Origin of the sequence: Rhodococcus rhodochrous, assembly GCF_900187265.1 — a bacterium.
Classification (GTDB): domain Bacteria; phylum Actinomycetota; class Actinomycetes; order Mycobacteriales; family Mycobacteriaceae; genus Rhodococcus; species Rhodococcus rhodochrous.
In genome coordinates this window covers 4,372,216-4,384,379 of record NZ_LT906450.1, presented here as the reverse complement: position 1 = coordinate 4,384,379, position 12,164 = coordinate 4,372,216, and the positions used below count along the sequence as shown (strand labels likewise).

Here is a 12,164-nt window from a genome sequence, read left to right as displayed (position 1 = left end):
GCTGGCGCATCCAACGTCGAAGGCGGCTGATGAGTTCTATTCTCGGTGTGACCGTGGGGGAGAGCGCCGTTCGGGTGGTGCGGCCCGTGGATCGAACGACCCCGACGGCGGGGTTCCAGTTCCAGGTGGTCGAAACCGGTAAGGACGATCCGGCACGGCTGGCGGCGGGCACCCTCGGGGTGCTCTTCCAGACGGGTGTCGCGGGCGATCCGATCGAGCGGGTCGGAGTGGTCTACCGCGACCATGCCCAGGCCGAGCGCCTGCGCGCGGCGATGGCCGTCGAACACATCGACCGCTACCTCCTCGTCTCCGAACCCGAGGCGGCCGTCACCTATCTGCAGGCCACCGGCGAACTCGGCAGCAACACCGCCGTCTTCTACGACCTCGGCGACGCTGGGCTCACCGTCACCGTCGTCGACCTCGTCTCCCGCGAGGTGCTCGCCGAACGCACCGACAGCATCGGCGGCCGCGTCTTCGACAACGTGATCCGCGACCACCAGCTCGACACCAACGGTGTGTGGCGCCCCGACGACCCCGCCACCGACGACGAATTGTCCGCCCAGTGCCGCGAGGCCAAGGAGAAGCTGTCGCTGAGCGAGACCGTGGCCGTGCCGGGTGCTGCAGGGGTCGTGCTCATGTCGCGCGAGACCTTCGATCCGCTCATCGCACAGTGCGTCGAGTCGTCGGCGCAGTTCGTGCACCAGGTGATCTCCCGTGCCGGTCGCAACCCCGAGGCCGTGGTCCTGCTCGGCGGCGGCGCGCACATCCCGCTCGTGCAGGAGGTGCTGCGCTCGTGGCTCGGACTGCCGCTGGTGGTGCCGCACGAGCCCGAACTCGTGCTCGCCAAGGGCGGGGCCATGGCCGCCACGAAGCCGGCGAACTCGCAGCCGGTGAGCACCCTCACCCGCATCGTGCCGGGCCGCCCGTCGTCGACGAGCGCCGATACCGAGCAGATCCCCGTCGTCGCTGCGGCCGCCGCACCGACGACCGCGGCCGCCTCCGGCCCGGAATCCGCCGACGCGAAGAAGCCGTGGTGGGCGACGCTGGCCGGTCGCGGCCCGTCGGTCAGCGGCAAGCAGATCTCCGGCGCCGGTATCGCCGGCACGGCCCTCGCGGTCGTCGCGGTCATCGGCGTGGCGCTGAGCACCGGCTTCACCAGTTCGTCGACCGACGAAACGAGCCCCACCCAGTCGTACACCCCCACGACCACCAACGCGCCGCGCCAGAACCCCGCACCGGCGGTGGCGCCCACACAGGTCACCACGACCACCACGGTCGAGCCGGAGCCCGTTCCGACGACCTATTCGCCGCGCCCGGTGCCGCCGGCCCCCGAACCTCCGCCCGCCCCGGCTCCGACCATCCCGGGGCTGGGAGTGCCGGTGCCGACGCTGCCGCCGCTGCCGACGATCGAGTTGCCGCCGCTGCCGCAGATCCGGCTTCCCTGAGTCGCCCGCTCACGCGCGTCGCGCGTGCCGGCCACCCGTCTGCTGTCCGGGGGCGTCGGTACGCGCGAGCACGGCGGCGATCGCCGTGGTGAGCGGCACCGACAACGTGAGCGCGATGCCGCCGACGCATGCGCGGACCAGCTCGATCGCCACGGCGTCGCTCGTGATCACATCCGTGATCGAGCGCCCGGCCACCGAGAACAGCAGCAGCAGAGGCAGCGCGCCGCCCGCGTAGGCGAGGACGAGTGTGTAGACGGTGCTGGCGATGTGGTCGCGGCCCACGCGCATCGCCGCCGAGAAGATCTCACGACGTGACGACTCGGGATCGAGCCCGGCGAGTTCGAAGGCCGACGACGCCTGCGTGATGGTGACGTCGTTGAGCACACCCAGTGAGCCGATGATGAATCCGGCCAACAGCAGGCCCGAGATCGACACGTGCCCGATGTACAGCTGTACGTCGGTGTTCTGTTCCTCCGACAGGCCCGTCAGGTGCGTCATCCGGATCGCGACGTAGGACAGCAGGGCCGCGACGACCATCGACGCGAGTGTGCCGAGCAGCGCCGAACTGGTCCTCAGATTCACGCCGTGCGCCAGATAGAGCACCGCGTAGAGGATCAGTGCACCGCCGACCAGTGCGACCGGCACGGCGGGTTTGCCGTCCAGGAGCGCCGGGAGCATGAACACCACCAGCACCCCGAACGCGACCACCAGGCCGATCAGGGCCCGCAGACCGCGCCAACGGGCGATCGCGACCACCACGACAGCGAAGGCCGCGACCACCAGGGCGAGCGGGAAACCGCGGGCGTAGTCGTAGAAGGAGTACTGGGTGGCACCCGCCGGATCGGTCTGGCGGACGAGACGGATCTCGTCGCCGGCCTGTAGTTCGGGCTGACCCGGGCCGGGGATCACCTCGAGGAGGGTCCGGGCACCGTCGTCGGGACCGGATTCGATGGCGACGATGCTGCGTTCGCAGTCGAAGGCGTTGCTCGAGGGAGGGGACGGCTCACCGGTGAAGACGCGCCCGAAGGACGCGCTGCCGCACGGGCCGGTGTCCTGTTCGACGACGGTTCCGGCCTCGGTGACGACCGCGCCGCCGCTACTCGTCTGGAAGGGGGCGGGGATGTCCACGGAACGGCTGCTCGGCCACAACAGGGCGGTACCGAAGAGCACAAGGAGACCGATCGCAGCCAGGAGGCCGACGACGATCTTCGCGGCGATGGGTCCGAGTGGGATGGGACTTTCGTCCTGCCCGTGGCCGTGACCGTGTCCGTGGCCGAAGTGGCCGTGTCCGTGATTCACCCGGACAGGCTAGCCAAGAGGCGAGATGGTTGGGGCTGGTGGTGGCGGGGAGCAGGGGGGGTGTCCCCGCCACCGTCACCTGATCTCGCACAGGGGGGGGATGGCGATCGATCAGGGAGCCCGGCACAGCGCGTAGTGCTTAGTGCCATAGGACAAATTACTGGTTCCGACCCCGGGTTGGGGAGGGGTTGACATGTGGCGATGGTCACGAACCCGACAAACTGTCCGTTCGGGTAGGTCGCCCGTGCCTCTAAACAGGGACTTTGGTCCCGAAAGGCGCAATATAACTGTTCGGCAACGATTGCCGGCCCGGGGTCGGAAGCCTAGTTCCTACTGCTTGTAGGAGGACAGGAAGTTACCGATCCGCTCGATCGCCACCGCCAGATCGCGTGCCCACGGCAGCGTGACGATGCGCAGATGGTCGTGGTTCGGCCAGTTGAAGCCCGTGCCCTGGGTGACGAGGATGCGCTCCTGCAGCAGCAGATCCTGCACGAGCTTCTCGTCGTCGTGGATGTCGTAGACCTCCGGGTCCAGACGCGGGAAGGCGTAGAGCGCGCCGCGCGGCTTCACGCAGCTCACGCCCGGAATGGCGTTGAGCCGCTCCCACGCGACGTCGCGCTGCTCGAGCAGGCGCCCGCCGGGCAGCACCAGGTCCTCGATGCTCTGGTAGCCACCGAGCGCCACCTGGATGGCGTGCTGGGCCGGCACGTTGGGGCACAACCGCGTCGAGGCGAGCAGGTCGACGCCTTCGAGGAAGCCCTCTGCGTGATCCTTCGGGCCGGTGATGACCATCCAGCCGGATCGGTAGCCGGCGACCCGGTACGCCTTCGACAGGCCGTTGTAGGTCAGGCAGAGCAGGTCGGGGGCCAGCGAGGCGAGGGAGATGTGCTTCGAGTCGTCGTACAGGATCTTGTCGTAGATCTCGTCGGCGAGCAGCAGCAACTGGTGCTTGCGGGCGAGGCGCACGATCCCCTCGAGCACCTCCTGCGAGTACACGGCGCCCGTCGGGTTGTTCGGGTTGATCACCACGATCGCCTTGGTGCGGTCGGTGATCCGGGACTCGATGTCGTCGAGGTCCGGGTTCCAGTCGTTGGTCTCGTCGCACAGATAGTGCACGGGGGTGCCACCGGCGAGCGAGGTCATCGCCGTCCACAACGGATAGTCGGGTGCCGGGATGAGCACCTCGTCGCCGTCGTCGAGCAGGGCCTGCATGGTGATGGTGATGAGCTCGGAGACGCCGTTGCCCAGGTAGACATCGTTGATGTCGAACTTCGGGAAGCGCGGCACGAGCTCGTAGCGCGTGACGATCGCGCGACGGGCGGAGGCGATGCCCTTTGACTCCGAGTAGCCCTGCGCGTGGGGCAGCGCCGCGATCATGTCCTGCACGATCGTGTCGGGCGCCTCGAACCCGAACGGTGCGGGGTTGCCGATGTTGAGCTTGAGGATGCGATGCCCCTCGGCCTCGAGCCGCGCGGCGTGGGCGTGCACCGGCCCGCGGATCTCGTAGAGCACGTTCTGGAGCTTCGACGACTGCTCGAGCCGACGGCTGATGTGATGGTGAAGTTGGCCTTGCTCCTCGGTAGTCACGGCTTACATCGTGCCACCGTGCCGCAACAGGATTTCATCCGCGTTTTGCCGGTTGCGGTAACGAGTTGGGAAACAAGGCGCGACGAATGTCCGGATCAATGCGATGATCGAGGTCCATCTAGGCCTCACGTCGGGGTGACGTGGGGGAATGCAAGGAGCAAGTGGTATGGCGCAGGGCACTGTCAAGTGGTTCAACGCGGAAAAGGGCTTCGGTTTCATCGAGCAGGATGGTGGGGGAGCAGACGTTTTCGTCCATTACTCCGAGATCCAGGGTTCGGGCTTCAAGACCCTGGACGAGGGGGCACGAGTCGAGTTCGAGATCGGTCAGGGGCAGAAGGGCCCGCAGGCTCAGGGCGTGCGCGCCATCTAGGTCGCACCCTTTCGAGAATTCCGCGTTCGACGGCGTCGCATCTCAGGATGCGGCGCCGTCGTCGTGTACTACCGCGGTGTGTGCTCTGCGCCACATAGGGGTCATATAGACCTACCCGTCGGTAAGTACTACTTGTAAGGTATATCCGGGTCGTGGGGTAACAGTTTGTTTCATCCGGTGCGGGGGGATTCGTACCGGACGGTTTTTCCTTCCTGGGGGATTGGTGTTTGTGGATTCGGCGACTCCTCGCAGCGCGACGCACGATCGATGGACCGACCCCAAGAAGCGCCTCTGGCTGTACGGACTCGTCGTCCCCCTGAGTCCCTTCATCGCCTACTTCCTCGTCGAATACCTGCACCTCGGCGTCTTCTGGGCCACCGGTGCACTGGTCATCGCCGTCGTCTGCCCGCTGGTCGACGCGTTCGCGAGGCTGGACACGAGCAATCCCCCCGAGAGCGTGATGCGGACGCTCGAGAACGACCGGTACTACCGCTACTGCACCTACCTGTATCTCCCACTGCAGTACGCGGGCCTGGCATTCGGATGCTGGATGTGGGTGTCGCAGCCCATGGGCGGCGCCGAACGGTTCGCGATGGCCGCCACGCTCGGCATCGTCGGCGGTGTCGGCATCAACGCGGCGCACGAACTCGGGCACAAGCGCACCACCATCGAGCGGCGCCTCGCGAAGATCGCACTCGCCCAGTCGTTCTACGGCCACTTCTACGTCGAACACAATCGTGGACACCACGCCCGTGTGGCGACCCCGGAGGACCCCGCCACCGCCCGCATGGGGGAGAGCTACTGGCGCTTCCTGCCCCGCTCGGTGTTCGGCAGCCTCCGCTCGGCGATCCGCTACGAGAAGGGCCGCCTCGAACGTCGCGGTACGTCGTTCTGGAACGTGCGGCACAACGACATCCTCAACGCGTGGGCGCTGAGCGTCGTCCTGTACGCCGTGCTCATCGCGGTGTTCGGCTGGTCGATCGCCCCGTGGCTCGTCGTCCAGGCCGTCATGGCGATCATGTTCCTAGAAGGCGCCAACTATCTCGAGCACTACGGGCTGCTGCGCAAGAAGCGCCCGGACGGCAGCTACGAACGCGTGCAACCCCAGCACAGCTGGAACAGCAACCACGTGTGTTCCAACCTGTTCCTCTACAACCTGCAACGGCACAGCGACCATCACGCCAATCCGCTGCGCCGCTACCAGACCCTGCGGTCGATGCCGCAGGCGCCGCAGTTGCCCGCCGGCTACGCGGTATTGATCATCCTCGCGCTGTTCCCGCCGCTGTGGCGGCGGATAATGGATCCGCGACTGCTCGAGCATTACGGGCACGATGTGTCGCGAATCAATATTGAGCCTGAGAAACGAACGGCGGTTCAGGCGCGATACGGTAATCGCAGTTAGGCGCCGTGTCGGGGAGACCGCGCCGTTTCTGTGATGCGCACACCCGTGCGGATCATGCGCGCCTGGGGAGATAAGAGCACGTCTCATTTGGTGAGTTTCTTGAAGCAGGTCAGCGCAGCGGCGAGTTGGAGAAAGGAAGCAAAGTTCTCACCGTGACGTTCGTAGCGCATCGTCAGCCGGCGATAGCCGCTCAGCCAAGCCAGGGTGCGTTCGATCTTCCACCGGTAGCGGCCGAGTCGTTCGCTGCTGTCAACGCCGCGGCGGGCGATCCGCGGAACGATGCCCCGGGCCCGCAGCCACCGGCGGTGTACGGGGTAGTCGTAACCCTTGTCCGCCCGCAACCGGCCGGGTCGGCGGCGCCGCGGACCGCGACGCGAACGCACCGCAGGAATCGCAGCGACCATGGGCTGCAGCATGACACTGTCGTGGGTGTTCGCCGAGGTCACCGCGGTGACCAGCGGGGATACCATCGGCGTCGGACAGGATGTGGATCTTCGAGCCGTTCTTGCGTCGATCGACCGGGCTGGGACCGGTCAGAGAGCCCCCCTTTTCGCCCGCACGTGCGCGGCGTCGAGGATCGCGGCGGACCAGTCCAGGTCCCCGCCGGCGCCGAGCCGATCGAGGACCCGGCGGTGCAGCTCGTCGAACACCCCAGCCTTGGCCCAGGTCGTGAACCGTCTATGCGCGGTCGGAACACTGACTCCGAATGACGGTGGCAGGTGCCGCCAGGCACAGCCGCTGGTGAGGACATAGACGATCGCGGTGAACACCGCCCGATCATCGATCGCCGCCCGGCCGCCGCCTTGGGGTCGCGCCCGGAATCCGGGCAGCGACGGTTCGACGATCTCCCACAAGGCATCCGGTACCAGCCGGGAAGACAACGCATCGACCACGACGGTGCATTATGCCGCACAAACGAACGCCGGGACGAGTGATGCACACTGCGCGACTCGACGACACCGAGGTGATGGACAGGTGCGGCGTCCGCGTACTGGAGGTCGCGCGGACCGTAGTCGATATCGCAGCAACCGAGCCGCTCGAAGAGTCGGTGGTGCTCGGCGACCGCGCGTTGCGACAGGGTCTGACCGACATCGGATTGCTGCAGAGTGCACTGGAGCGGATGGGAGCTCATCCGGGACGCGCACGTGCTTCGCGGGCGGTGGGACGGATGGACGACCGTAGCGACAGCGTCGGCGAGTCACGCAGTCGCATCCTGATGGTCGACGAGCGCCTACCGATCCCACTCACCCAGGTCGACGTGCTCGACGCTGCCGATCGGTGGCTCGCGCGGGTGGACTTTCTGTGGCGCGACCACGGTGTCATCGGTGAGTTCGACGGTCGTATCAAGTACCGACGCGACGGTGTCGCCACCAAGGATGCGGAGGACGTCGTCTATCAGGAGAAGCTGCGCGAGGACCGGTTACGCCAGGCGGGGTGGGTGGTCGTGCGGTGGACATGGGACGAGCTGGAGAACCCGGGCGCGCTCGCGTCGAAGATCCGCGCAGCCATGGGGTTGGCGCAGCGGGGGAGTGGCCCGGTTGGGCGGTACGTCGTACGAAGGCTCTCAACGCAGAAGTGAGGCTCACAACCCCAGTGGTTGACCACCACGGTTGTGAGCCTCACTTCTCGGTTGTTTACCTACTTACTTGCGACCCGGCGGCTTGATGCCGCTCTTGATCTGCAGACCGCCGGGCTTTGCCTGCGGCGGCGCCGGCGCCTCGGCCTCCGGCTTTGCCGGGGCCTCGGGCTCCGGTGCCGACTCGGGCTCGGGTTCCGGCGTCGACTCCGGCTCTGCCGCCGGCTTCGCCGGAGCGGCAGGCGCAGCCTTCTTCGCACCCGGTCCCTTCAGACCACTCTTGAGCTGCAGTCCGCCCGGCTTCGCCTTCGGGATCGCCGACTCCTTCGGCTGCTCCGCAGGCGCTTCCGTAGCGGGAACTTCCGCCGCGGGAGCCTCGGCAGCAGGTGCTTCCTCGGCAGGAGCCGCGGGAGCAGAGTTCGCTGCCGGAGCCGCCTTCTTGGCGCCGGGGCCCTTCAGGCCGCTCTTGAGCTGGAGACCACCCGGCTTCGCCTTCGGCACCGCGGGTGCCTCGGCTGCGGGAGCTTCCGACGACGCCGACGACTCGGCCGGGGCAGCAGGTGCGGCCGGCTTCGCAGCACCCGGGGCCTTCGCGCCCGGAGCCTTGAGGCCACCCTTCATCTGCAGTCCGCCCGGCTTGGCCTTCGGCGCTGCCGGTGCCTCGGCCGCAGGAGCAGCAGAAGCCTCGGACGACGCGGCAGGTGCAGCCGGAGCCGCAGCCTTCTTCGCGCCCGGACCCTTCAGGCCGCCCTTCATCTGCAGTCCGCCCGGCTTCGCCTTCGGCGCTGCCGGAGCCTCGGCTGCCTCAGCAGCAGGAGCCTTCGCGCCACCGGGAGCCTTCGGTCCGCCCGGAGCCTTGAGCCCGCCCTTCATCTGCAGACCGCCGGTCTTCGGGGCACCGGTGGTCTTCGGAGCAGCCGGCGCTGCCGCTGCGGCCTCGACCTCCTCGACGCGCTCCTTCTCGACCTCTTCCGCGGTCTCCTCGACCTCCACCGGGGTCTTCGGCTGCTGGACGACCTTGAGGTTGTCGCTGAGCTTGGCGGCCTCGACGCGAGAGATGGACTCGAGCATGAGCTGCGCGACGTCGATGACCTCGACGCCTTCACCCTTGCCCTCTTCCTGACGCGCCGTCACACCATCGGTGAGCATGACGCGGCAGAACGGGCAGCCGGTCGCGATCTTGGCGGGATTCGTGGTGAGCGCTTCGTCGACACGGTCGATGTTGATGCGCTTACCGATCTTCTCCTCCATCCACATGCGGGCACCACCGGCACCACAGCACATGGACCGCTCGCCGTGACGCGGCATCTCGACGAGCTTCGCGCCCGACGCCGCCATCAGCTCACGCGGAGCGTTGTAGACCTTGTTGTGCCGTCCGAGGAAGCACGGGTCGTGGTAGGTCACGTCCTGGCCGACGGCCTTGACCTGGACCAGCTTCTTCGCCCGCACGAGACGGTTGAGCAGCTGCGTGTGGTGGACGACCTCGTAGCTGCCACCCACCTGCGGGTACTCGTTGTTCAGCGCGTTGAAGCAGTGCGCGCAGGTCACGACGATCTTGCGCTTGCTCGGCTCGACGCCCTCGAACACACCGTTGAGGACTTCGATGTTCTGCTGCGCCAGCTGCTGGAACAGGAACTCGTTGCCCGCGCGGCGAGCGGAGTCGCCCGTGCAGGTCTCGTCGGCGCCGAGGACCATGAACTTCACGCCGGCGGTCGCGAGGAGCTCGGCGACGGCCTTCGTGGTCTTCTTCGCGCGGTCCTCGTAGGCACCGGCACAGCCGACCCAGAAGAGGTACTCGTAGCCGTCGAAGCTGTCGGCATCCTGGCCGAAGACCGGGATGTCGAACTCCATCTCGTTGATCCAGTTGAGACGGTCCTTGGCGTTCTGACCCCAGGGGTTGCCCTTGTTCTCGAGGTTCTTGAACAGACCCGCGAGCTCGGACGGGAAGTCCGACTCGATGAGCACCTGGTAGCGACGCATGTCGATGATGTGGTCGACGTGCTCGATGTCCACCGGGCACTGCTCGACGCACGCACCACAGTTGGTGCACGACCACAGGGTCTCGGTGTCGATGACGGGAGCGAGCTCGCCGCCCTCGACCAGCGCCTCGGTCTCGCCGACGAGCTTGCGACCCGACTCCTCGCGAGCCGACGCCGGGATCTTCGCGAGCTTGGCCTCGTCCGGGTTGCCGTCGGCGTCGACCAGCCCGACCTCGTCGCCACCGAGATCGGTGCGACCGCCGGCGAGCAGGTAGGGCGCCTTGGCGTAACCGTGGTCGCGCAGCGACGTGATGAGCAGCTTGGGCGACAGCGGCTTACCGGTGTTCCAGGCGGGGCACTGCGACTGGCAACGACCGCACTCGGTGCAGGTCGTGAAGTCCAGCCAGCCCTTCCACGTGAAGTCCTCGATGCGACCGGCACCGAAGGTGTCGTTGTCCGGGTCGGCGTCTTCCATGTCGACGGGCTTGCCGCCGGACATCATCTGGCGTGCGGCGCCGAGGGCGGGACCGCCGTCGTCCTCACGCTTGAAGTAGATGTTGAAGAAGGCCGAGAAGCGGTGCCACGCGACACCCCAGGTGATGTTGCGGCCGACGATGTAGAGCCACACCATGCCCGACATGAGCTTGATGAACGCGAACACCGACACCAGTTCGGGGCTCTCCGGAAGGATCCGGGCGACCTGCATCGTGAAGAAGTCGGTGTAGGCGTTGTGGTGGTGGTAGGTGGCGATCTTGCCGGCCTTCACCAGGATCATGCCCAGGCCCTCGAGCAGCACCACCGCTTCGACGAAGTAGGCGGCCTTGAAGTTCGAGCCACTGAAGCGCGACATCCGACCGGGCTGACGCGGATGGTTGCGCTGGCGGATGTAGATCAGCGTCAGGATGCCGATCACCGTGCCGAGGCCGAGGATCTCGTCGATGAAGTGGTAGACGACGGTGTCGCCGATGAGGGGCCAATGGAAGTTCGGATCGAACGTCTGGCCGTAGGCCTCGAACCAGACGATCGCGCCGAGCATGAAGCCGACCATCACCAGCCAGTGCGCCCAGCCGACGGTCCGGAATTTGACCATCTTCGTGTGCGCGAGGAATTCGACGACCATCTGCTTGAAGCGCGGGAAGAACGGCCGCCAGCGGTCCGGGGCCGGCTGGCCGACCCGGATCGTGTTGACCATCTTCAGCGCGCCGCTGATGAACGCGAACCAACACACGAGGCTCAGCAGCACGCCGATCGTGCCCAACGTAATCGTCAGGGCATTCATACGTGGCCTTTCGTGTCGGGGGCGGCGTCGTGCCGCCTGGTATGAGTCACCGCATCGTAACGCAAGCTAAGTTACTCACCGGTAACTTGGTCTGATCTGGAGTTACCCGACAGTAGCTATGACTGCGTCGAATCGGAGACCGTGTGCCCGGACACGCTAGAGGTCAAACGTGATACCGCAGTCACGCAGGATGTCCTAACTCGTCTGAAAAGAGGCATGTGTCACACGGAGATCACGGCACCCCTGTACCGGCCACGATGCTGTTTCCATTCGGGCAAATGGGTATAACACTCCGGATGTGATGTCGGTTATGATTCGCCCGGTACATGGGGTTCGCATGTGGGCTGTACACGTCGGGGGACGTAGAACTCCAGGTCAATACAGCAGAATGGGGGCGTCTTAACAGGCGTGCGCCATGTCACAGAACGGAAAAAGATGAAGCTGAAGAAGCTTGCCGCTGTGGCGACGATGACGATCGCCGCCATGGGCATCACCGCCGGTACCTCGTATGCGGCGCCCGCTGCGCAGGACGAGAACGCCATCAACTACGAGGTTCGTCCCGACGGTGAGTCCATCGAGACTGTCATCGACGCCGGACAGTTCCGGATCTCCGGCGACGGTGAAAGCGTCGAGCTGCAGGACGACGACGGCAACACTGTCCTCAGCCTGCCCCTCGCGATCCAGCTCGGCGATCTGCAGCTCCCCTTCGAGCGTGAGATCAGCGAAGACGGCAAGACGCTGACCCTGACCCCGACGACGGACCTGAATAAGGCCGTGCCGGTTGATCCCGAGGACAAGGTCGGGCCGTCGATCACCCCGGTTGCCCTGAAGCTGACCGACGTCGCGTCGCCTGAGGAGAACCTGAAGTCGCAGCAGAACTTCATTTCGCAGCTGGGCATGGCTACGGCCATCGGCACCGTTGCAGGTGCGATCATCGGCTGCATCGTCGGCGCGGCCGTCGGCCTTGTCGGGACGATTCCGGGTGCCATCGGTGGGTGTGTGGTCGGAGCAGGTGGTGGCGGCACCATCGGTGCTTTCGTCGCCGGTGGCCCGACCGCTGTGGTCGCGGGTATCGCAGTGGTCCAGGATCTGTTCGCGCCTCCGGGAACCACGCAGTGGGCCAAGTAAGGAAGAGCGAGAACAGCCCCGTCGCCCGGAAGGGCGGCGGGGCTGTTTCGTACCCTGGTCAGGCGGCCAGAAAAAGTCTGATCAAGTTCCACAGCACCT

Annotated in this window: 8 protein-coding genes and 1 pseudogene; 5 read left to right on the top strand and 4 right to left on the bottom strand. The window is 66.5% G+C overall.

Annotated elements, in window-relative coordinates; genetic code table 11:
• Nucleotides 1–125: 125 nt before the first annotated feature.
• The gene (locus CKW34_RS20105) at nt 126–1,445 is read left to right on the top strand and encodes an Hsp70 family protein (protein ID WP_174479688.1); all 1,320 of its coding nucleotides are present in this window, start codon (nt 126–128) and stop codon (nt 1,443–1,445) included.
• Nucleotides 1,446–1,454: 9 nt separating this feature from the next.
• Here the strand turns inward: CKW34_RS20105 and CKW34_RS20100 are convergent, their stop codons facing one another.
• Together CKW34_RS20100 and CKW34_RS20095 are read right to left on the bottom strand one after the other, a co-directional pair.
• Entirely contained in the window at nt 1,455–2,744 is a 1,290-nt protein-coding gene (locus CKW34_RS20100) for a YibE/F family protein (RefSeq protein ID WP_059384686.1), read from the bottom strand.
• 330 nt (nt 2,745–3,074) lie between these two features.
• A complete protein-coding gene (locus CKW34_RS20095) occupies nt 3,075–4,331 on the bottom strand; it encodes a pyridoxal phosphate-dependent aminotransferase (RefSeq protein ID WP_059384687.1) in 1,257 nt (418 codons plus the stop codon).
• A gap of 166 nt (nt 4,332–4,497) precedes the next feature.
• Between CKW34_RS20095 and CKW34_RS20090 the strand changes: the two genes are divergently transcribed.
• Together CKW34_RS20090 and CKW34_RS20085 are read left to right on the top strand one after the other, a co-directional pair.
• A complete protein-coding gene (locus CKW34_RS20090) occupies nt 4,498–4,701 on the top strand; it encodes a cold-shock protein (protein WP_006553044.1) in 204 nt (67 codons plus the stop codon).
• A 229-nt stretch (nt 4,702–4,930) separates the two neighbouring features.
• Nucleotides 4,931–6,103 (top strand): alkane 1-monooxygenase, encoded by a 1,173-nt coding sequence (locus tag CKW34_RS20085; RefSeq protein ID WP_059384688.1) that lies wholly within the window; start codon nt 4,931–4,933, stop codon nt 6,101–6,103.
• 83 nt (nt 6,104–6,186) lie between these two features.
• On the opposite strand, the pseudogene CKW34_RS20080 reads toward CKW34_RS20085, so the two are convergent.
• Nucleotides 6,187–6,996 (bottom strand): annotated as a pseudogene (locus tag CKW34_RS20080) (IS5 family transposase).
• Between the two features lie 41 nt (nt 6,997–7,037).
• Between CKW34_RS20080 and CKW34_RS20075 the strand changes: the two are divergent.
• The gene (locus tag CKW34_RS20075) at nt 7,038–7,682 is read left to right on the top strand and encodes a hypothetical protein (RefSeq protein ID WP_059384626.1); all 645 of its coding nucleotides are present in this window, start codon (nt 7,038–7,040) and stop codon (nt 7,680–7,682) included.
• A gap of 63 nt (nt 7,683–7,745) precedes the next feature.
• Here the strand turns inward: CKW34_RS20075 and CKW34_RS20070 are convergent, their stop codons facing one another.
• Complete coding sequence (locus CKW34_RS20070) at nt 7,746–10,937, bottom strand: (Fe-S)-binding protein (RefSeq protein ID WP_059384625.1); 3,192 nt, start codon at nt 10,935–10,937, stop codon at nt 7,746–7,748.
• 435 nt (nt 10,938–11,372) lie between these two features.
• Here CKW34_RS20070 and CKW34_RS20065 point away from each other — a divergent pair, with 435 nt between their 5' ends.
• On the top strand, nt 11,373–12,065 hold the full coding sequence (locus CKW34_RS20065; RefSeq protein WP_059384624.1) for a hypothetical protein: 693 nt from the start codon (nt 11,373–11,375) through the stop codon (nt 12,063–12,065).
• Nucleotides 12,066–12,164 lie beyond the last annotated feature (99 nt).

Coding starts and splice junctions, on each gene's coding strand:
- CKW34_RS20090 (WP_006553044.1), top strand. CDS start 4,498: ATGGCGCAGGGCACTGTCAAGTGGTTCAACGCGGAAAAGGGCTTCGGT.
- CKW34_RS20075 (WP_059384626.1), top strand. CDS start 7,038: ATGCACACTGCGCGACTCGACGACACCGAGGTGATGGACAGGTGCGGC.
- CKW34_RS20070 (WP_059384625.1), bottom strand. CDS start 10,937: ATGAATGCCCTGACGATTACGTTGGGCACGATCGGCGTGCTGCTGAGC.
- CKW34_RS20065 (WP_059384624.1), top strand. CDS start 11,373: ATGAAGCTGAAGAAGCTTGCCGCTGTGGCGACGATGACGATCGCCGCC.